Genomic DNA, 21,615 nt, shown 5'->3' with positions numbered 1-21,615 from the left:
AAGCCGCATTAATGGTTGTAAATGCGAGCGACGGATTTCATGCATTCAAAAAAGATCTGAACCACAAACCGGATTCTTTGATCGTCCGCTGCTGCGTTTCAAAATCAACAAAAATCAATCCGAACCTTGCAGCGTAACCTTCCGCCCATTCAAAATTGTCCATTAAAGTCCACGCCAGGTATCCATTAACTTTCACGCCCTCGTTTTTCGCTTTCAGGATCGCAGCCAGATAGTCTTCAAAATATTGCCTGCGTTCGGGATCTGCTACTTCTCCATTTAAATAATGATCCTCAAAGGCGGCACCGCTTTCTGACACAATGATTTCCTTGATGCCTTCATAAGCAGCATATTGTTTCAGAATCCTGTACATTCCGTCGGCATCTACTTCCCAGCCCATGCTGGTGACCGGTACGTTCCTCAGTTTCGCGGGCACTTCTTTCAGCCAGACTACCGGAGCAAGCCAGGAATGTTTCACGACGACGCTGAAATAGTTTTGCACACCCAGAAAATCAAAGTCAAACGTAAGCTTATCCAGATCTCCTTCACGCATGTAACGATTCAGATTTGACAAAAAAGGAAAATCCTGAACGGGATAACCCAGCCCGAGTGCCGGCTCAACAAAAAGCTTGTTCATTACTGCATCGGCTCTTTTCGCCGCACGGATATCTGCCGCGCTACCCGACTCTGCATACACGTAAGAACAGGAAACAGAAGTACCGATGAATGCACCCGGTACCAACGCGCGAACTTTCCTTCCGCCTGCGGCCTGGCACAATGCAAGGTGATGCACCGCAGGAAGAAAATTCCAGATCCCTTTTTTGCCGGGCGCATGAAGGCCGGTCGTATAACCGAGCCCGGCAACTGCCATGGGTTCGTTCAGTATGATCCAGTTCTTGACGCGGTCGCCAAAAGCCGTGGCACAAATGGCCGCGTACTCTGAAAACCAGTCTACGATCTGCCGGTTCGTCCAGCCCCCCAGCTCTTCCAGCGACTGCGGCAGGTCCCAGTGATATAGCGTAATCCAAGGCACCAGGCCCAATGCAATGCACTGGTCTATGAGCCGGTTGTAAAATGCGATACCTTTTTCATTGACTGCTCCAAATCCCGATGGAAGTATCCTCGACCATGAAATCGAAAACCTGAAATAAGTAAAGCCGAGTTCTTTGACCAGCAGCAGATCCTTTTCATATTGATGGTAAAAATCACAGGCAGTCTGCGCATTGTCGCCATTTTTGATTTTACCTTTCTTCTTCGCGAAAATATCCCAGATGCAATCTCCCCTGCCATCTTCATTCACCGCACCCTCTATCTGATAAGCGGCTGTGGCAACACCCCAGCGAAAATCGGTGCCGAAGTCTGACCGGGATAATGGCGCCTGCTGTACCAATGTACCTTCCGGCGATTTAGAAAAATGATTTACAGAATCCACAAAATGACGAAGTGACTTTTCCGGAAAGTTAGGAACATATTGTAAAAAACCCCTCGCCCTGAGTTTCAGGAGGAGGGGTTTTAAAGCCTTACGGCTGTTTGCAAAAGACTGCCTTACCTTACTACCACAATTTTGCGTGTGGTTGTACCGTCATTTACTTTCACGAAGTAAGTTCCTTGTGCAAGCCTGGTCAGGTCCACTTCATTGTCCGTATCCGGCTTGGTGTTAAGTACCAGCACGCCATTTACATTGTACAGCTTTACATTGCTGATCTGCTGGTTACCAGTAAATTTGATGCGGTCCGAAGTCGGGTTCGGGTAAATGCTCATTTGTCCATCACCTTCAAAATTCAGGCTCTTGATAGAACTATATGCAAAAGTCTCATCCGCATCCACCATTTTCAGCCTGTACAAGTTAACCGCAGAGGGACTGGTGTGGGTATAGCTGTAAGAGATAGTGGCTTTGCTTTCACCCTGTGCTTTCACTGTGGTAAGTACCGACCAGTTTTTACCGTCGCCGCTGTGCTGCACATCGAAATGGTCAGAATTGGTTTCAAGTGTGGTGGTCCAGACCAGGGAAGCAGTTGTTCCTTCTTTTTTCACATTGAAAGAAGCGAGTGTTACAGGAAGCGGAGGGCCTGTGAAAGTTAAGCAGGTACCGTCGATAGCCAGGTAATTTTCTGATCCCGACGCCTGGATCCGAACGATAGTAGTACCAACCGGCATTGTTCCCGCCAATATGTATTTCTGCAATCCCCACGGAGATGCATCTACGATTTTATCAACATCCCTGAAAATACTACCCAACACTTTTCCTGAATTGTCAAGGAAAATGATCTGAACTTTCTGGTCCCTGTTTTCAGTAACTGCGCCATAGAATATCAGGTTGGCTGTATTTCCTGAATTTCCGTCAACCGCTACATCCTGGCGGAATGAACCCGCACCTTGCAGGATAAGGCTTTTCGACCCGCAGTTTGCGATAATTGTTTCCGCACTCACATTGCCTGTCGTAATCCAGCCCACAGCACCTTCTTCAAAACTCGCATTGGTTAGCCTGTTGTCGTTGCAACCTTCGCACTCTTTCGCAGGAGGTGTGATTGACATACAAACGCCATCTATTTTGAAATAATCGCCACTTGAAACTGCAGAGAAACGGACTTTCGCCGCGAAAAGAGGCGCAGTTGCTGTCAGATTGTATTCTTGCAGTTTGTGCGTCTGCGTAACCCGGTAATCCATTTGTACATTATTGTCACTGTTTACCGGAATGGTAATCAACTGACCTGAGCTCGTGTAAAATTCAAGCTTGAACACGTGGTTTTTGGAAGTATCGTGGGTACCTCCGAACACTTTAACAGTCACAACGCTGCCGGGTGTCAAATCAATTTCCTGATAAATGCTGCCTGCTCCGGAGATCAAACCATTTTTAGAACCGCAAACGCTGTATGCTTCATCCTGGCTGAAATTTGTGCCTGTTGACCTGGTCCATGCATCGGTACCAGATTCAAAGCTTCCGTTTTTAACCGCATTTTGCGAGTCAGGGCAGCCGCAGTCAGATGGCGGAGGCGTGGTGATATTCATGCAGGCTACATCTACCTTAAAATAATTACCACTCGAATAGGCCGACAAGCGCACTTTGGTGGCGCCAGCAGGTGCGGTACCGGATAGTTTGTATTCCTCTAATTTATGGTACTGGGTCACCTTGTAGTTCATGTCAACTACCTTGTTGTGAGGGCCATCGATCTTCTGTCCGGCACTGTTGTAGAAAGTCAGCCAGAATTGGTGCGTCTTGCTCGTATCGTGCGTTCCGCCATATACACTCACGCTTACCTCAGCGCCTGCCGACACGTTTACTTCCTGGTAAATAATCCCGGCACCATCAATCAGACCGTTTTTAGCGCCGCATTGGCTGTATTTGGTATCTGTCTGGAAGTTGGTATTGCTCGTTTTCGACCAGCTCGCGGTACCGTTTTCAAAGCTTCCGTTAGCCAAGGCATTCTCCGAATCGGGGCATCCGCAGTCAGTCGGTGCTGGCGGGGTTACACCCAGGCAAGCCACGTCGAACTTGAAATAATCGCCGCCGGAGTAAATGGACAGCACCACTTTCGCCGCATTGGCCGGCGCGGTAATCGAAGTTGTGAAATGTTTTAGCTGGTTGTTGGTAACCTTGTAGTCCATGTTGATGACTCTCCTGTTTTCGTCACCACCTATCTCCTGGTTGTTGCTTGTGTAGAAAGTCAGCTTGAACTGGTGCGTTTTGCTTGTAGTATGGGTACCTCCGTAAATGGAAAGGTCAACCTGGCTTCCGCCTTGCAGATCTACCACCTGGTACACTGTACCCGACCCTGTGATCAGACCATTTTTGCTGCCGCACATGTTGTATGCTTCATCGGTGCCGAAGTTGGTACCGTCTGTTTTGCTCCAATAGTTTGTACCGGATTCGAAACTTCCATTTTTCACGGCATTCTGGGAGCCGAGACAGTCGCAGTCGACGCCTGTACTAAACCCGGGCATACTAACTCCCAGATTGAGCACGAATAAAAGTAACAGTAAGGAAAATTTTTTCATAAGGTAGTTGATTTGTAAATGGTTAGCTTAATGAGTAAGTCAATAAAATGTACGGGCAAATGTACATGCGCAGACCATTAAAAAATATAACTTTTTTTATATTACAAATCGAACCAAAGTAGGTGTACTGCTGATTTCTAAATTAATTTTACAGTTTTACTGAGAAGTATTTCGGAGATAAAAACCTCATAATTGCTAAAATTTAGAAGAAAAAAGACTGATGTATTTCGAAATCGGGTGAACAGTAATTCTTGACAATACATAAAAGTATCGATATGAATTTTTCTATATCACGCCTTTCCAACAACCGGTATCCCGGAAGCTTAATTTCAACTTTGCAGGAAACGCTTGGCGGTAATTACCTCATAGAAAATGCAGGGTGCATTTCGGGCAGCTTGCCGGGCTGAGCTGTCTTGTGGAGAACCGGTAAATGCACGGTTACTGTGCAGGTAAAATTAATTGCAAGCGCAATTGAATGCAGGGATGCGCCAAATAATAACACGTTTTTATTTAACGGTAATTGTAACATGCAGTGTTCAGCAGTATAGTAGTCCGCCAAACGGTCCATTCCACTGAAGAATTTCGACAATTTTATTTTTTGTAAAAAGCCCGCTTCTACAAGTTTTACACGCCATTTTACGGAAATCCACAACCTTCCTTTCAGTTTTAATGGATTTTAGCTGTAAAAAATTATGATTTTCTAGTTTGCGTACAGGCTCATCTCGCGCAATGCAAATACGCCGCGCAGATCCTGCAAAGCTTTACGCACGCGCGACTTAACCGTGCCGAGCGGCAGGCTCAGGTATTCAGAAGCTTCCTCGTGGGTATAACCCTGGAAGTAAACCAGGTCGATCAATGTGCGCCGCTCAGGCAGCAGGTTATCAACCAGTTGCTTGATGTCGAAATTGGCTGCGGCAGGATAGAATGCCAGTTTGGAGTTTAATTCGTGTTCAGGAACGGCCTGTAATTTGACCATTCTTTCGAGCTTTACTTCACCGCGCAACTTGTCAATGGCGGTGTTGCGGGCTACATTCAGGATCCAGGTAAAAAGGGTACCTTTTTCCGGCTGATAAGTGCCAATGTTCTTCCATATTTTCAGGAACGTATCCTGTAATACGTCGGCTGCATTGTCTTCGCTTTTCACGATTTTCAGCACAATGCCGTACAATGGAGCTGAATAGTTTTCATACAGATAGTCGAATCCGGTTCGATTGTTGTTCTTGAGCAGAACTACCAACTCTTGTTCTGCATATACAGCCTTTTTGCCCATGTCAGCCTTGTTTCTTGTTATTCGGGTTCACAATATTTTGGAATCAGAGAAGATAATATCAATTCTATTCCAGCTTTTTGACCCGGACAAACTGGGAAAATACAACTCATTTTGGGGTATGTTGATTTTGATGTGTGCCGCAGCGCCAAAGTGCTTCCACAACTTTCTCACATGCACCTAAATTCCTATATTCGAACAAGTAACCACCAAGTCGCAAATGCTATGAAAAAATGCATTACTCTCTTTCTGTCCGTTATTCTTTTCGCGTGTTCCTCTTCTTCTGAAAATGAGGATGATAAGGCGAAGCTCGGTACGATCGGGAAGGAATATGTGAAACTGGGGCTCGCGATCGGAGCTTACGATACCGACTTTGTAGATGCATATTATGGTCCCGATTCCTTAAAACCTTCCGAAAGCAAGTCCGATACCTTTCCAAAAGCAGCTTTTCTGTCCAGAGCAGCTGCATTGAAAGCACAGTTGCAAGCATTACAGAAAGGTACCACCAACGACACGATTGCTGCCCGCGCGGACTGGCTGATTTACCAACTGACTGCATTTGAGCGGCGGATCAAAGTTTTCACCCAGGATTTCGCTCCTTTTGACACAGAGTCGAAAGAGCTTTTCGACGCGACTGCGCCTGTTTTTAATGAAAAGCATTTCCAGGATCTGATCTCCAAGCTGGACCGTGTTCTGCCAGGCAAAGGCAGCATCCAGGAGCGTTACCAGAAAATGGCCGGGCGCTTTCTGATTCCGAAAGATAAAATCGATACCGTTTTTCAAACCGCCATTGCCGAAGCACGCAGGAGGACATTGGCCCATTACAAACTACCTGAAAACGAAACCTTCGAGCTGGAATATGTTACTGACAAACCCTGGTCGGGCTACAACTGGTACAAAGGCAATTTTCACAGCCTGATCCAGATCAATATCAGCCAGCCGATCTTCATTGAACGTGCAATAGATCTCGCCTGCCATGAAGGTTACCCCGGACACCACGTGTACAATGCATTGCTGGAAAAGAACCTTTTCCGTGACAAAGGCTGGCTGGAAGTATCCCTCTACCCGCTTTTCAGTCCGCAGTCGCTCATTGCAGAAGGCAGCGCCAATTATGGTATCTCCATTGCGTTCCCTGGAAAAGAGCAGGAGCAGTTTTGCAAGAATGTGCTTTTGCCCGTAGCCGGTCTGGATACCGCAGGCACAAGTGCTTATTTCAATGCATTATCTCTTAAATCCCGGCTTGGTTATGCAAGAAACGAAGTTGCGCGTGGCTTGCTGGCTGGAACGATGGATGAAAAAGAGGCTCAGCGCTGGCTCGAAGCCTATTGTTTGCTGCCGCCAAAAGGCGCAACGGATTATATCCGCTTTATCCGGAAATACAGAAGCTATGTGATAAATTATAATTACGGACAGGATATTGTCAAAAATTACATTGAATCGCAGGGCGGTACCGCGAATGCGCCTGAGCTCCGATGGAAACTTTTCCAGACTTTACTCAGCAACCAGATGCGCGCGGGAAGACTTTTAGAAAAAACGAAATAGTATGAATTACCACATTAAACAAGCCGGTACAGCATCCGAATACGAGGCAGGCGCAGCGATGTTCCTCGCTTACGCCAACTCCCTGGATTTTACCCTCTGCTTTCAGAATTTTGACGATGAACTGACCATTCTCCCGCAAATGTACGGCGAACCAACCGGCGCCTTGTTCCTGGTTGAAGCCGATAACCAGGCGATCGGAGTAGCAGGACTGCGGAGAATAGAAAATGACCACACCTGCGAAGTAAAGAGAATGTATATCAAACCCGAATTCCAGGGAATGGGCATTGGTAAGGCGCTTTTGGGCGCATTGATCGAAAAGGCGGAAGTATTGGGATATCAAACCATCAAGCTGGACACGCTTGGCCCCAAAATGCCGGCAGCGGTTAAATTGTACAAGTCTTTCGGGTTCGTGGAAACGCCGCCTTACAATTATAACCCCTACGAAGGGGTACTCTATTTTGAGAAAAAAATATGAGCGGCATTCCGGTTACAGGTTTTTCAACATTGCTTTCCAGAACCTGCCTGTCTCTTTTTGCCTCGGTACTACCCGGTTTTTTTCAGGAAAATCTTGCACAGGCTCCCGCGCAGCCGAAAAGCTATGATTGTTACCAACCAGACAAGAAAATCGTCATTGACGGTAAGCTTAATGAGGGTTCGTGGAAAAAAGCTGCGTGGACTTCACTTTTTGAAGATATAGAAGGAGATAAAAAGCCTAAACCCTTGCAGCAAACGCGGGCAAAAATGCTTTGGGACAAAGACTACCTCTACATTGCTGCCGTGATCGAGGAAGAGCATATCTGGGCTTATCAGAACAGGAAAGACCAGATCGTTTATTTGGAAAATGATTTCGAGGTCTTCATTGATCCCGACGGAGATACCGACAACTACTACGAGCTGGAAGTAAATGCGCTCAACAACATCTTTGATCTTTTTCTCCCAAAAACTTACCGCAGCGGCGGAAAGGCCGACATCCGGTGGGATATCAAAGGGTTGCTAACTGCCGTGTCCATTGACGGAACAATCAACAATGCAGCCGATCGCGACAAGCGATGGACTGTCGAAATTGCGATTCCGTTTACAGGATTATCCACCAGCCAGGTGACGGCAGTGATACCCGAAGACGGGTCTGAATGGCGGATTAACTTTTCGCGCGTTAACTGGCAACACGAAGTGGACAGCGATGGAAAATACGCCAGAAAGCGTGATCCCGCAACAAAGAAGATTCTTCCGGAATATAACTGGGTATGGTCGCCGCAGGGAATTATTAACATGCATTACCCCGAATACTGGGGCCGGCTGACCTTCCATGCACAGCAGGTAAGCAAGGCTAAATGAGGATTGAATGTAAAAAGTTGCAATCTGTCGGCAATGTTAATTATGCCTACAGATTGCAACATTATCAATGTCCTTCGCTGGATTCAAATCCAAGAATACTGAGCCGGTAAGGTGTTCCCGACACTTTGACGCGTTGAATGCGGGCCAGGTTTGCAGTACTGATCTGCAGAAGCTCCCCCGATTTAGGCTGGGTGATATACATGTACCTGGCGGTCGCTTCTACCTGCGGTTTTTGCGTTTCGTTTCTCGCAACCGGAGAAATCACCATTCCGCTCACTTTCTCTGCTCCCGTCGCGAGGTCAAACAGCTTCACTTCTCCATTGTACATCAATGCGACCAGGTTCTTGCCGGCCAGGTCTATCTTTGCCTGCATAATATCCGCGCTGGCCAGCACCGGCTTCACCTCGCCTTTGTCAACATCAATAAGAAAAGCACCCTTTGCAGCCGTAAAGCCTACAAACTTGCCAACACCCGCCGCCTCGAAAATACTGCCAAACCAGGCATCGCCAAAGTCGGCAGGGTGCGGGATCAGCTTTTGTGCACCCGACTGGTCGACTACCAGTATTCCGCTCGCCGAGCCGAAAACCGAAGTATGTCCATTCGACGCATTTCCATGAATACCTTTCGTCTGAATGCTGGAAGGATGTACGGTTTTCCCGGTACCATCAATGATTTTAACACGCTCCGGCAAACTCCCTGCAACTGAACCGTCCTTCTCGGTGATCGCATAAGTTCCATTGTCAAACTTGGTCATAGCGCCGTGGTGGGCCACATTCCCCGCATTGATCAGCTTCATTTTCGCGCCGGTTGTATGAAAATCCGCCTGCTGCGCAATGCTCAATGTGCCGTCACCGTCATTGAATGTAATAATCTCGTCACCCTTGCTCTTGAAGTGTGTCGGCTTGTTTCCATCTCCGATCAATGCGCCAAACTTGGGGGTACCTTTTACATCCACATGGTCGCCGTGCCCTTCCAAACCTGTGTCAAAGAGCTGCACATGATTATTGGTTCCATTAACCAGGGCACCAAACCTTCCCGCCGCGGTGCGGTACAATGCAGATTTAGGGAAACCGGCCGTAAACTTTTCGGCGGTCAGCTTCTGAGGATCCACCAGCGATACCTCGTTGGAAACTTCATCATTTACCAGGATGCGCACAAAACGGTGCTCCATTTCGAGCTCCGGCTCCACTTCCTTTTCATTGTCATTATCGCAGGCAGTAAAGCTCAGCAGTGCCGCAGCGATCAACAAACTTTTGAATAAACCCTTTTTCATAAAAAAACCTTTAAATGCAACAATGATGCAAATATAGGTTCGATAACCACAAATGCAACAATGATGCAAATAAAGATTTCCTTAATCTGAAAGATGTAGTGTTTACGCGATAGCTTCTCTTAACAGGTTTCTGCTTTCTTTTTTAACAAACGTAATGGGCACAAACTCGTCGGTGGGCGCGCCTATGTAGTACACCGTCCAGTCGGGATCGTGGTGCGACAGCATTTCACTAATGCAGTCGGCGCGATGCGCTACGGGGTTGGAGCAATCTTCCCAGTAAAACAGCTCGACCCGGTAAAATAAGTTTTGTTTAATTCCATTGATCGTCACTTCAACTTTAATCTCCTGCTTCCCCTGAAGCGGTGGGATTGGAATGGCAATGTGGCTCATGAGATTGCTATATTAATGTTCATTTTAAGTTCAAACCAACATTTACTTGTACCGGAACACTATTCCGAACGCAGCGACTTGACCGGGTTCATCAATGCGGCCTTGATACTCTGGAAGCTGATCGTCGCCAATGCAACGAGCACGGCGAGTACCGCAGCACTCAGGAATATGCCCCATTCCACATCGATGCGGTAAGCAAAATCGTGCAGCCACGTGGAGACAGCCCACCAGGCGAGCGGCGAGGCGATCAGGATTGACACAATCACCAGTCTGATAAAATCACCCGAAAGCAGCGCCACAATACCTGCGACCGAAGCGCCCATTACTTTCCGTACGCCTATCTCCTTGAAACGCCGCTCGGCGGAGTAAGAAGCCAAACCGAACAGACCCAGACAGGAAATGAATACCGCCAAGCCAGCCAGTATACCTACGATTTCGCTCACCTGCGTATCGGCGCGGTAAAGTTCGGCGAAATGTTCGTCGAGGAATGAATACGTAAAAGGCTGGTCGGGTACGATCCGCGTCCATTGCGCTTTGATAGCCGATATAGCCTGCTCATTCTGGGTACCTTTGATCCGCACGGACATTTCGGAATAGCCCCAGTCTTTTTGGTTGAACAGGCACAAGGTTTCTATTTTATGGTGAAGAGAATTGAAATTGAAATCTTCCGCCACGCCAACTATGGTAGAAAGCGAATCCATTCCGCCGAAACCAAACCGTTTTCCAATCAGCGATTGCAAGGTTAAAGTCGGCTCTTCCTGCAGCAGCTTTTTGGCAAGTGCCTCGTTGATAATATAGGTTTTTGCATTATCGCCCGGCGTATCTTCAAAATTCCGTCCGGCGATCAGCTTGATCTTGTATAGTTTGAGATAGTCGGGATCCACAATCACCTGTGACGATGCGATTTCCTTCACCGGTCCCGTGCCCTGGAACCTTACCCCGGTCTGGTGAAAATTGTTGCCCAGCCGCTGCTGCGAACCTGTGACCGACTCCACGAAAGGACTGGTGAGCAGCTCCTGTTTGAGCGAGGCGTATTTGGGACCTGACTTCGAATCGAGCGGGATAATAATTACTTGTTCCTTATCAAAACCCGGATCTTTTGTAACCATAAAACGAAGCTGCCGCACAGCGAAACCCGTGGCGATAATCAGGAAAACGGCGCTGGTAAACTGCGTGATCACCAATGCACTCCTGAACGTGCTTTTGCCAGTGCGTAAAGTACCTTTTAAAACCTTGATCGGCTCGAATGCGGAGAGAAATGCGGCCGGGTAAAGTCCGGAGAAAATACCGATCAGCACCGTTCCGCCCAGTACAATCAGCAACAGGCGCAGATTGGTGAAAATAGAAAAATCGAGCTTTCGCTGACTGAAATCCGAGACGGATGGAAGCAGCAGCTTGACGATCAATACAGCGAGCACCAGCGAAATCATGCATAGCAGAATAGATTCGCCCAAAAACTGACCGGAAAGCTGCAAGCGCTGCGCGCCAATGGACTTACGGATACCTACCTCTTTGGCCCGGCCGGTAGACCGTGCGGTTGACAAGTTCATGAAGTTCACACACGCAATAACCAGTACGATCAGCGCGATCAATGAGAAGATATAAGTGTATTTCTGATCGAATTTCTGGAAGTTGATGTAATCGTGCGTGATGTCGGTGGACTTCGCATGCACTTCGGCGAGCGGTTGTAAAAAGAGCTCATAGAACTTCCAGTTATCTCCTTTCATGTGCTTTTGCAAAAAGGAAGGGAACTTCCTTTCAAGGCTGGCGACGTTGGTACCAGGTGCAAGTTCAAGATAAGTGACCAGCCAGTTGCCGCCCCAGTTGTCCATGAAATCGGGGCGCGTGATTGAACTGAACGAGAACAATGCGTCAAACTGCAGGTGGGAATTGGCAGGTACATTTTCCATGATTCCGGTCACCTTCAAAGCAAGTGTATCGCTCCCGTAGTGGTTGATCGTCTTGCCGATCGGATCTTCGTTCCCGAAAATGTTGGTGGCATATTCCCGGGATAACACCACGGTATTTGGCTCTTTAAGTACATTTTCGCGCTCTCCTTCCAGCAGCCTGAAATCAAACAGGCTGAAAAAGCTGGAATCAGCCCAGAGGATTCTTGGTAGCTCCACCTTCTTTTGTCCCCGCATAACGAGCATGTCGGTACTTGCGTTGACGCGTGTGTAGTTGCGGATCTCCGGGTATTCATTTTTGAGGGTCGGGCCCATCGGGAACATAGAAAGTGCCACTTTCTGCGGTGCCACCATTCCTTCAAATTTCTGTACTTCGTCGAGGCGGTAAATATTTTTTGAGTGCTGCCGGTCAAAACTCTTTTCGTAAACCACAAATAGCATGATCACGATACAGGCCGCCATACTTACTGCCAGACCGATGATATTGATCGCAGAAAAAACCTTGTTTTTCCAGATGTTTCGAAATGCAATTTTGAGGTAGTTTTTAAGCATCTGCCTGTCAGGAAAAAGGGTTTGTACTCACATGATTAAAGTGACGCTTCGGGAAGCTGTTTCATGTAAATAACCTTTTGCAACAAACCTATGCCAAGCTCTGTAAATACCTCATATACAACTGCCTGCGCGACTATAAACCAAAAAAAATGTTCAAAAGCGGACAGGCTTGTCCACCTTTGAACATTGTAAATTGCAGTGACAATCCGGCCCGCTACCAGGTCCTTGAAATGCCGAGAAAACCGCCAGTGCTGTTCCTGAAAATTTCGCCGCTATCGGTCGACAGGCGGGCTGTAAGGCTGGTGTTCCTTAGCTTGGGAAGTTTGTACCCGGCAGATGCCAGAAGTGACAATTGACTGCGCGGAGGCTCAAAGCTGTCGCCGGGGGTTCCGAAGTTCCGGCTGAACGAACCGCGCACTCCAAATTGCCAGGATTTACCTAAAATAGCCTGTGCCCCTGCATACCATACGTTGACGCGATTGTTGGGATAAAAACGTCCGCTTTTCGGCCTGCTTTGATCCATATCTTTGCCGGGGATAATGAAAGGTGTCCCCACCGCATTGCCCTGATAAGACCATCCCTGTACATACTGGCTATGGTTCAGGTAATTATCAGCTCCCTGGAATTTGCTGCCAGGTATATAGAATGTCGACCCGGACTGATCTTTGGTAGTCAGGAATTCCAGCGTAAGCCGCGTAAGTCTGAACATATTTCCGGCAGCTGCATTCTTCGATTTAAAGCTGATCCCATAAAGCCCGTCAGGAACATTTTTAAAAATCATACTGGAAACATCCTCAAACGGGTGCTGGTGGTATACAAACATATTATAGCCAAGCACCTTTGCTTCCACACCAAAATCATAGCTCCCCAGGTGGTTACCAAGGCGGTAACTGTCAAATGCGCCGTAACCATTTTTCTCGTACCAGTTTTTAGGAGTATAGGCAAATACAATGTTCGGATAAAGGCTCCATGAAGATGGGAATTTGCCGTCTTTGGCCAGGTCTGGCTCATTTTTCAGATAATCGGCCTGCCCGGCCCAAAGCACGTTGTGGTTAAGACCGGCGTATACCTTCACATTCGATTTGGGCTTTCCGAACCGGAAATACATAAACTTCTGGTGCAAACGCACACCTTCAAGGTAGTTGGTAGCAAACCAGCCGTGTGAGAAGCCGGCGTGGATCGCGAGGAAATTTTTCGTGAATTTGAGAGGTGTAAAACCAATGGTACCAATCTGCACTTTGGGTATCGGCAATGCATTTCCGGAGCCGGAGTAAAAGCCCATACTCAGCGTAGAATCCCCGAGTCCCATCAGCTCCATTCTCCTGCCGGCATAAAGCTCAACATTTTTGAAACGCACACTGGCGTAAGCCTCGGGCAACAGCACTTTGGCGTCGTTTGCTTTGGAATAAACCAATACGGGCTTTACAGAGGCACTCCAGTCGAACTTGCGTGCCTTTTTACTGAGGCTATCATAAAAAACATAGTTCCTGCGCAGCGCAGCAGACAGCAATGCCGCCGGAGCGTCAGTAGGAATGATACCAAACTGATTGGTACGTAGCCAGAACGGTGTAGTTTCATTGGAGGCGGCGATCACGCCAAGCTCTGCCTGTGCCGACAAATGAGCTGGTAAGGGTTTTCTTTGCCCGTATGAGCAGACCGACCACAGCATTGCGATCGCTATAAATGTGATTGTAAATATTCTGGGCAGAGGCATCTTGCTAGATGAAGTAATATACTGCAAGATAAGAGCTTGCAATGTATATCTATGCGCAAAGCCTCAAAAAGCCCTAATTACTCCTATAGGTTTTAGGAAAAGGAGGAAAGGGAATAAGGGGAGGAAAGGGACTTCCTCCATCCTCCCTTTCCTCCTTTATTTCACTCACTTCTCAAACTCCGCACAGGGTCAACAAGTGCGGCTTTGATTGCCTGGTAACTTACTGTCAGCAGTGTGATCAGGAGCGCACCGCAGCCTGTTAATCCGAATACCCACCAGGAGATCGGCTCGCGGTACGTGTAGTGGTCCAGCCAGCTTTCCATGAAATACCCTGCAATCGGACAGGATATAAGGCAGGATAACATAACCAGAAAGACGAAATCACGAGAAAGCAGTTGCCAAAGATTCGCCACGGAAGCACCTAGCACCTTTCGAACTCCTATTTCCTTGGTCCGTTGCTCGGCTACAAACGAAGACAACCCGAAGAGTCCGAGACATGAAATGAAGATTGCGAGCAATGTGAAAAATGAAGCCAAACGTGCGATCCGCTCTTCTTCGCCAAACTTCTTTAAAAACTCCTTGTCCACAAAGCGGTACTCAAACGGACTGCCCGGACTGAACTTTTTGAATACGTTTTCGATACGTGCAAGTGACTGGCTTATGCCCAATGTGCCTGATAAGCGCATATTGATCATATTCACTCCAGTATAGTTAATCACGAAAAATGATGGACTTACTTCCGAAAAAGGTGATTCCTTGATCATATTTTCAATCACTCCGATCACCCTGAATTCTCTACCGTTCAATTTAACAACGGCTTCAAGTGGCTTTTTGAATCCCATCAGTTTTGCAGCGGTTTCGTTCAGGATAATGGCGGAGGAGTCTGTTGAGAAATCCCGGGAAAAGTCCCTTCCGGCTTTTAGCTTCCATCCTACCGTTTTACCGTAATCGTGCGTTACTGAGTTGGACATAATCAGCGGCTGAGACCCGGATGCTTTACCAGCCCAGGAAATATTGGTGGTACCCCCATACTGTACTGTCAAAGAGCCGCTTGATTCAGAGAATGCGGAAACTGCGCCGGAACCAAGCAGCTCGTTTTTCAGTGCATTATAGTGGTTGTACAAGTCAGGAGTGCTCATCTCCACTTCAATCAAACCTTCCCTGTTGTAACCCACCGGCCTGTCTTTGGCAAATTCTATTTGTCTGAAAACAATGATCGTACCTGCTATCAAAGTGACTGAAACTGTAAATTGCAGCACCACCAGTACTTTGCGCGGAATCAATGCAAGCTTGCCAACTCTGAAGGTCCCTTTCAAAACTTTCAATGGCTGAAATGAGGAGAGGTAAAACGCGGGATAACTGCCCGAGATCAATGCAGTTATTGCACTGAAACCAAGTCCGGCGATCCAGAAACGCAGATTTGCCACAGGCAATGTTATTTCCTTTTCTGCCACCTGATTGAACATCGGCAGCGACAATGCGACCAACAGAATGGAAATGGAAAACGCGATAAATACCACCAGGAACGATTCACAAAAGAACTGACTGATCAGCTGCTGCCGCAACGAGCCAATTGCCTTCCGGATACCTACTTCCTTCGCCCGCTTCTCTGACCGCGCCGTACTCAGGTTCATAAAGTTGATACAAGCAAGCAAAAGCACAAATACACCTATTGTACCAAACAGCCAGACAAACGTGATCATCCCGCCTGTGTTGATCCCGTTTTGAAAATCCGAGTACAAGTGCCAGCTGCTCATCGGATGAATGAAAAACTCGGGATGGTAAGCAGGCGGATCATCCCTTTTCATTCTCGTTTCTTTGATCTTGGAAGATACCTTACCGAAATCAGCTCCTTCTTTCAGCTGTACATATACCTGAAATGAATTTTCGTCCCATTGTGTGGAAGCGCTTCTCGCATAGTTATCCATTGAAACCAGCAACTTCCAGGGAGCAAGAAAAGACGCTTCCTTAAAACTGCTGCTCGACGGCATATCTTCATAAATCCCTGCTACTTTTACTTCTTCCTTGTTGTTAATCCTGATCATTCTGTTAAGCGGATTTTCAGCTCCGAAAAATGATCTGGCCAGCGATTCTGAAAGCAGAATTGAATTGATATCTGCAAAATTGCTGCCGGTACCTGCAACAATTTTCACGCCCATCATCCCGATGAAATCAGGCTCGACATACTGGCCGGTCTGCTCAAACTTCTTTTCTCCGGCAGATAAAATCGCTGATTTGAATCCGGAAAGACTGACCTTTTCAAAGTCCGGATACTTACTTCGCAGCTCCTCTGCCAAAGGAACCGGCGCTACATTGTACGCCGACTTCTCGACATCAAATTTGACGAACTGCCAGACCTGGCCCAGGCGGTCGTAATTTTTATGGTACTTATTAAACGAAAGCTCATCAAAAACCCAGAGCCCGATCAGCACAGCCACCGCCATTCCCACCGACAACCCGACAATGTTAATAGCTGAGTAACCCTTATTTTTCCAGAGGTTACGAAACGCAATTTTAAGATAGTTGTTGAACATAGTTTTTTGGGTTTTCCTCCTTTCTCCCTTTTACTCACTTCTCAAACTCCGCACCGGATTCATGACTGCGGCCCGGATACTCTGGAAGCTGACGGTCAGGAAGGCGATGGCGGTGGAAAGAATGCCGGCGAGTACGAATATCCACCAGTATATATCTGTTTTGTACGCAAAGTTTTCGAGCCATTTGTACATCGCAAAGTAGGCCACCGGCGAGGCAATAATGAATGCGATGAATACCAGTTTCAGAAAATCCCTGGAAAGCAGTCCGACTATGCTGCCGATCGACGCGCCCATTACTTTTCTCACACCGATCTCTTTCGTGCGCTGCATGGTACTGTAAGAAGCCAGGCCGAGCAGTCCCAGGCACGAAATGAAAATAGCCAGTATGGCGAAGTTGAAGAACAGCTTTTCAAAACGCTCTTCCGCCCGGTACTGCCGGTCGAAAAATTCATCCATGAAATAGTAGCTAAATGGTCGCTCCGGAATCATTTGCTTCCACTTCTGCTCTACTGCCGCCAATGTGGTTTTCACATCCTTGCCTTCCATTTTTACGGAAATCAGCTCTGTCCCATTGGGTTCAATGCGCATGGTAAGCGGCTTGATCGTTTCCTGCAATGAACGGAAGTGGAAATCTTTGACAACACCCACAATCTTGCCTTCCCTGCCCCACTGCTTGAACCTGCGACCAATCGCTTCTTCCGGCTTGCTGTACCCGAAAAGCTTGGCCGCAGCTTCATTCATGACCATTGCCTGTGTGGTATCTGTTCCAAATTCCTTTGAAAACGGCCGGCCCGCAGCCATTTTCAAGCCAAAATGCTGGATATAGTCAAAATCGACAAAGTACAGATCGAGGTTGGCGATCTGCAGATCCCCGCTCTTGTTCTCGATCTCTGAATAGGCGCCGGGATTGCCGCTACCAGGTACGCTGGAAGAAATGGTAGTCGATTTCACGCCGGCCAGATTAGTCAGCGACTGCCTGAATGCTTCCTTTTTAGGATCTCCCTGAGAGTTCACGATCAGCATCTGGTCTTTGGCAAAACCCAGGTCGCGGTTGCGCATGTAGTTCATTTGTGTATAAACCACGATCGTTGAAATGATCAGCGCAATTGAAATCGCAAACTGAACTGTTACCAACCCTTTTCTCAGCAATATCCCTTTCACACTCGTGGTAAACCTGCCTTTTAATACAACCACCGGCTCAAATGACGAAAGTACCAGAGCCGGATAGATCCCCGCCAGCACACCAATGCACAATGCCGCCACAAACATGATCAATACGTAAGAAGGATTACTGAAAATACCCGTGCTGATGATCTTTCCGGCGAGCGTATTGAACAACGGCATCAAGGCAGCCGACAGGAGCATGGATAAAATGAATGCAATGAGACAAAGCAGCACCGATTCACTGATAAACTGCCGCGCCACCAGGGATTTAGGCGCTCCTACCACTTTGCGGATTCCCACTTCTTTTGCCCGCTCAACGGAACGCGCGGTAGTGAGATTGATAAAGTTAATGCACGCGATCAGCAGGATAAAGATCGCAACTGCCGCAAATATGTACACATTGTTCATACTCCCCGTCTCCTGCCCGCCGCGTGTCGAATGCAGGTATACATCTCTGAGCGGTTCCAGAAAAAGGGTGTAATGCATCTGCATCTGGTCCATCAGCTTACCAGCCCGTTTTTTCAAAAAAGCAGGCAGCTTCTTTTCCAGTGCAGCCCCGGTAGTTCCGGGTTTGAGCAGCAGGTAAGTAGTAGCGCCGAAATTGCCCCATTGTTCGTCCAGGTCTTTGCTAAACCGCTGCGTTTGCGTGGACATGGAAATAATCATATCCGCCTTGATCTGCGAATTTTCAGGAATATCCTGCAAAACGCCCGTTACCACCGCAGGCAGCCCGTCACCTGAGAGCAGGAGCGTTTGTCCGATCGGGTCCGCATTGCCGAAATACTTTTCCACAGCCTTTTCACTCAGTACCAGGCTGAGCTGGTTCTTCAATGCCGTTTTTGGATTTCCTTTTAACAGTTTAAAATCAAAAACACGGAAAAAGCTGGAATCCGCAAAAACCGTATTCTCCTCCTGAAATTTGATATCGCCTTTCCTGACAAGGAAACTACCGCCGCTAACTCGCGTAAAAGCCTCCACCTCAGGAAGATCAGCAGCAATAGCCGGAGCAAAAGCCCACGAGGTAGAACTGGTGTTAATGGTTTCGGAGGGCGTTTTAATGTCGGTAACGAGCCTGTAAATACGATCTCCCTTGCTATGAAAAGCATCATAATTCAGCTCAAAGCTGACATACAGGAAAATCAGGAAGCAAGCCGACATCCCTACGGTCAGTCCCATTACATTGATAAAAGAAAAAACCTTATGCTTCCAAAGGTTTCGAAAAGCGATTTTCAGATAGTTTTTTAACATTCCTTATTGGGTTAAACGTATGGAGGAAAGTAAATATGGAGAATGGGGTTTGGCTGTTAGCTATTAGCTATTGGCGGTGATACAAATTATGCGCCAACACCAGAACACCTACCTAAGAAGCTCAAAATAAGGTATTTACAATTTAAACACAGAAAACCACTGTTCGCATTCGGACGTTTTTTGTTCGGATTAACGGCGAAATACCAGCCCCTTCCTCCTTTTCCCCCGTCCTCCCTTTCCTCCTTCTCCCTACTCACTTTTCAAACTCTTCACCGGGTTCATCAAGGCTGCTTTGATACTTTGGAAACTTACAGTGATGAATGCGATGACAATGGCGAGGGCTGCGGCGGTGGCGAACATCCACCAGCTTATTTCGATCCGGTACTGAAAATCCTGTAACCATTTATTCATGAAGTACCAGGCTACGGGCGAGCTGATCAAAATGGCAATCGCAACAAGGGTGAGGAAATCTCTGGATAGCAGCGTTACAATGCTGGAAACAGACGCGCCGAGTACTTTACGGACACCAATCTCTTTCATCCGCTGCTGCGCCATGAATGTAGCAAGACCGAACAGCCCGAGACAGGCGATGAAGATCGACAATCCTGCAAAAATCTGATAGAGCAGGCTCATTTGTCTTTCCTGTTTATAAAAATCGATGATCGACTCGTCGAAAAACTCACCCTGAAAAGCTACTTCGGGGAACACTTTGCCGTAAACACGCTCAATATACGCAACTGACTTGGAGAGGTTTTGCGTGCGGATTTTAATGCCGCTCTGCCAGTAAAACTGCTTCATAGGCAGGATCAGTACCGGCGTCATTGCTTCGCGCGCCGAGCTGGTCTTAAAATCTTTCACAACACCCACGATTGGCTGCCAGCTTCCTCCGCCCAGTCTGATGTTTTTACCGACTACCGAAGCAGGATCTTTGATATTCAGCTTTTTCAGCAAAGTCTCATTCACCACACACGAGCCAACCGAATCTCCCCGCTCGTAATGCTTTCCGGCAACAAATTCCAGTCCGTATGTTTTGAAATAATCCTCATCGGCAAACTTGTTGAATATCTGAAAATCCTCGTCTTTACCCCTGTTGTCAAATGCGAAGTTTCCCGACCATTTGTTGTCAGACGAGGGCACATCCGAAGCAAAGCTGACCGCATTGATCTCCGGATCTTGCAGCAACTCATTTTTAAAAGTCTGAAACCGGCTGCCGTAAGCATCATCGAGTGTAACCGAGTAAACCCCTTCTTTGGTAAAACCCATATCCAGGTTTTGCACGAAATGCATTTGTGTGATCGTCACGATTGTACCCACCACGAGGATTTGAGACATACCAAACTGGATCACGATCAATGCTTTTTGGAGCGAAATACCTCCGATAGACCGCGTCGCTGCCCGGCTTTTGATAGCCTCAATTGGTTTAAAGCCTGACATAACAATAGCTGGATAAAATCCCGCGACCATGCTTATCGCAAGGGAAAGAATGACGACAAACAACCAGATCCGCGGATTGCTTACTACGGGAAGGTCGGCCGGCACCTGGGATATTTTGCCAAGAAGAGGCATACAAAACGTGGCCAACAGCGCACTCAGCCCCACTGAAAAGCTCACGACCAAAAAGGTTTCACTCAGGAACTGCCTCATGAGCTCCTGCCGGCTGCTGCCCAGCACTTTCCGCACACCCACTTCCATTGCCCGTCTCGCCGATTGCACTGTTGCGAGATTTACAAAGTTCACGCAAGCCATAAAAATGATGAGAAACCCGATGACAACGAGCGTCCAGAGTACTCCCCTGCTGGTTTGGTGATTTGAGAAATTAAGATAGCGGCTATCGTGATGCTGGTCGGCGAGCGGACTTAAATGCAGCTTTATCCTCGACTGGTGATTCTCTTTATCGTAGTGTTTGACTATGAATTTGGCAAGCAGGTTTTCAACTGAGGCTACCGTCATATTTTCAGGCAAAAGAACAAAGATCTGATCGTCGCTGCTGGTGGCGCCCCAGTTACTGAAATCTCCGTGACCGAACATCAATGGCTGCTGCCGCTTGCTCTCGTAGGATACCACCATATCTACGGGCAGATCGGTGTGTACCGGCGGATCAGCGAGTATGCCGCCAACCTGCATTACCACCTTATTGTTGATCTTCAAATACTTGCCAACCGCTTCCTGCCAGCTCCCGAAGTACTTCTCGGCTCTTCTTCTGGAGAGTACGACCACATTGGGATCTTTTAATACGTCTTTTGAGCCAGCCAGCCAGGCAAAATCAAAGATGTCAAAGAACTCCGGCTCCGTCATGAGGCCTTCCTCGTCTTCCCTGAACTTTTGATGTTGCGATTGGTTATTGGCATCTTTCCCTAAAACCGTAACCTGCGCGTCCATGGTACCATTTACCGGGACAATCTTTGTGAGCTGCGGCAAATCCACTTTCAATGCAGCTGAAAAAGGCAGTGGGTTACCGGGAGAATAGTCTGTCTGACCGCTGGGATACTGCGTTTCTCTCACAATCCGGTAAATGCGGTCGTGTTTCGAATGGAATTTATCAAAGCCTGATTCGTAATTAAAAACAACATACAGCAGCAGGCAGGCAGCTACGCCTACGGACAGGCCCATTACATTCAGGATCGTATAATTCCGGTACCGCAACAAAGTGCGCAATGCAATTTTGAGATGATTGATTAACATGTTATATCTGTTTT

Annotated in this window: 14 protein-coding genes; 4 read left to right on the top strand and 10 right to left on the bottom strand. The window is 47.5% G+C overall.

The genetic code is table 11. The features are described from left to right. Positions 1-37: 37 nt before the first annotated feature. On the bottom strand, positions 38-1,429 hold the full coding sequence (locus ASG33_RS05485) for a GH1 family beta-glucosidase (protein WP_229238564.1): 1,392 nt from the start codon (positions 1,427-1,429) through the stop codon (positions 38-40). A gap of 113 nt (positions 1,430-1,542) precedes the next feature. Beyond that, entirely contained in the window at positions 1,543-3,993 is a 2,451-nt protein-coding gene (locus ASG33_RS05480; protein ID WP_056281177.1) for a T9SS type A sorting domain-containing protein, read from the bottom strand. Positions 3,994-4,268: 275 nt separating this feature from the next. On the opposite strand from ASG33_RS05480, the gene ASG33_RS26150 reads away from it, so the two are divergent. Continuing rightward, complete coding sequence (locus ASG33_RS26150) at positions 4,269-4,400, top strand: hypothetical protein (protein WP_255356466.1); 132 nt, start codon at positions 4,269-4,271, stop codon at positions 4,398-4,400. 293 nt (positions 4,401-4,693) lie between these two features. Here the strand turns inward: ASG33_RS26150 and ASG33_RS05470 are convergent, their stop codons facing one another. After that, on the bottom strand, positions 4,694-5,263 hold the full coding sequence (locus ASG33_RS05470) for an RNA polymerase sigma factor (protein ID WP_056281173.1): 570 nt from the start codon (positions 5,261-5,263) through the stop codon (positions 4,694-4,696). A 222-nt stretch (positions 5,264-5,485) separates the two neighbouring features. Between ASG33_RS05470 and ASG33_RS05460 the strand changes: the two genes are divergently transcribed. From ASG33_RS05460 to ASG33_RS05450, 3 genes are read left to right on the top strand one after another with little or no spacing between them, the layout of a single operon-like run. Beyond that, positions 5,486-6,802: a hypothetical protein gene (locus tag ASG33_RS05460; RefSeq protein WP_056281169.1), complete on the top strand. Its 1,317-nt coding sequence runs from the start codon at positions 5,486-5,488 to the stop codon at positions 6,800-6,802. Position 6,803: 1 nt separating this feature from the next. Then, positions 6,804-7,277 carry a GNAT family N-acetyltransferase gene (locus tag ASG33_RS05455; protein WP_056281168.1) on the top strand — a complete coding sequence of 158 codons (474 nt, stop codon included), beginning with the start codon at positions 6,804-6,806 and terminating at the stop codon, positions 7,275-7,277. Then, on the top strand, positions 7,274-8,137 hold the full coding sequence (locus tag ASG33_RS05450) for a carbohydrate-binding family 9-like protein (protein ID WP_229238563.1): 864 nt from the start codon (positions 7,274-7,276) through the stop codon (positions 8,135-8,137). Before ASG33_RS05455 ends, ASG33_RS05450 begins: the two co-directional genes overlap by 4 nt. A gap of 64 nt (positions 8,138-8,201) precedes the next feature. Here ASG33_RS05450 and ASG33_RS05445 read toward each other — a convergent pair whose 3' ends face one another. The 7 genes from ASG33_RS05445 to ASG33_RS05415 all read right to left on the bottom strand — a co-directional run bounded on the left by ASG33_RS05445 (position 8,202) and on the right by ASG33_RS05415 (position 21,601). Continuing rightward, positions 8,202-9,410: a hypothetical protein gene (locus ASG33_RS05445; protein WP_056281166.1), complete on the bottom strand. Its 1,209-nt coding sequence runs from the start codon at positions 9,408-9,410 to the stop codon at positions 8,202-8,204. A gap of 102 nt (positions 9,411-9,512) precedes the next feature. Then, the gene (locus tag ASG33_RS05440; protein ID WP_056281164.1) at positions 9,513-9,800 is read right to left on the bottom strand and encodes a hypothetical protein; all 288 of its coding nucleotides are present in this window, start codon (positions 9,798-9,800) and stop codon (positions 9,513-9,515) included. Between the two features lie 59 nt (positions 9,801-9,859). Continuing rightward, positions 9,860-12,259, bottom strand: coding sequence for an ABC transporter permease (locus tag ASG33_RS05435; protein ID WP_056281161.1), 2,400 nt, complete (start codon positions 12,257-12,259; stop codon positions 9,860-9,862). 214 nt (positions 12,260-12,473) lie between these two features. Then, positions 12,474-13,973, bottom strand: a complete 1,500-nt coding sequence (locus tag ASG33_RS05430) for a capsule assembly Wzi family protein (protein WP_229238562.1) — start codon at positions 13,971-13,973, stop codon at positions 12,474-12,476. A 161-nt stretch (positions 13,974-14,134) separates the two neighbouring features. Further along, positions 14,135-16,507: an ABC transporter permease gene (locus ASG33_RS05425; protein ID WP_056281156.1), complete on the bottom strand. Its 2,373-nt coding sequence runs from the start codon at positions 16,505-16,507 to the stop codon at positions 14,135-14,137. Positions 16,508-16,537: 30 nt separating this feature from the next. Beyond that, on the bottom strand, positions 16,538-18,919 hold the full coding sequence (locus ASG33_RS05420) for an ABC transporter permease (RefSeq protein ID WP_056281155.1): 2,382 nt from the start codon (positions 18,917-18,919) through the stop codon (positions 16,538-16,540). Between the two features lie 249 nt (positions 18,920-19,168). Further along, positions 19,169-21,601, bottom strand: a complete 2,433-nt coding sequence (locus ASG33_RS05415; protein WP_056281152.1) for an ABC transporter permease — start codon at positions 21,599-21,601, stop codon at positions 19,169-19,171. Between the last annotated feature and the right edge of the window lie 14 nt (positions 21,602-21,615).

This window comes from Dyadobacter sp. Leaf189, from assembly GCF_001424405.1.
In the GTDB taxonomy this organism is placed as follows: Bacteria; Bacteroidota; Bacteroidia; order Cytophagales; family Spirosomataceae; genus Dyadobacter.
This window is presented reverse-complemented; position numbering and strand designations above follow the sequence as displayed.

Coding starts and splice junctions, on each gene's coding strand:
- ASG33_RS05480 (WP_056281177.1), bottom strand. CDS start 3,993: ATGAAAAAATTTTCCTTACTGTTACTTTTATTCGTGCTCAATCTGGGA.
- ASG33_RS26150 (WP_255356466.1), top strand. CDS start 4,269: ATGAATTTTTCTATATCACGCCTTTCCAACAACCGGTATCCCGGAAGC.
- ASG33_RS05470 (WP_056281173.1), bottom strand. CDS start 5,263: ATGGGCAAAAAGGCTGTATATGCAGAACAAGAGTTGGTAGTTCTGCTC.
- ASG33_RS05460 (WP_056281169.1), top strand. CDS start 5,486: ATGAAAAAATGCATTACTCTCTTTCTGTCCGTTATTCTTTTCGCGTGT.
- ASG33_RS05455 (WP_056281168.1), top strand. CDS start 6,804: ATGAATTACCACATTAAACAAGCCGGTACAGCATCCGAATACGAGGCA.
- ASG33_RS05450 (WP_229238563.1), top strand. CDS start 7,274: ATGAGCGGCATTCCGGTTACAGGTTTTTCAACATTGCTTTCCAGAACC.
- ASG33_RS05445 (WP_056281166.1), bottom strand. CDS start 9,410: ATGAAAAAGGGTTTATTCAAAAGTTTGTTGATCGCTGCGGCACTGCTG.
- ASG33_RS05440 (WP_056281164.1), bottom strand. CDS start 9,800: ATGAGCCACATTGCCATTCCAATCCCACCGCTTCAGGGGAAGCAGGAG.
- ASG33_RS05435 (WP_056281161.1), bottom strand. CDS start 12,259: ATGCTTAAAAACTACCTCAAAATTGCATTTCGAAACATCTGGAAAAAC.
- ASG33_RS05430 (WP_229238562.1), bottom strand. CDS start 13,973: ATGCCTCTGCCCAGAATATTTACAATCACATTTATAGCGATCGCAATG.
- ASG33_RS05425 (WP_056281156.1), bottom strand. CDS start 16,507: ATGTTCAACAACTATCTTAAAATTGCGTTTCGTAACCTCTGGAAAAAT.
- ASG33_RS05420 (WP_056281155.1), bottom strand. CDS start 18,919: ATGTTAAAAAACTATCTGAAAATCGCTTTTCGAAACCTTTGGAAGCAT.
- ASG33_RS05415 (WP_056281152.1), bottom strand. CDS start 21,601: ATGTTAATCAATCATCTCAAAATTGCATTGCGCACTTTGTTGCGGTAC.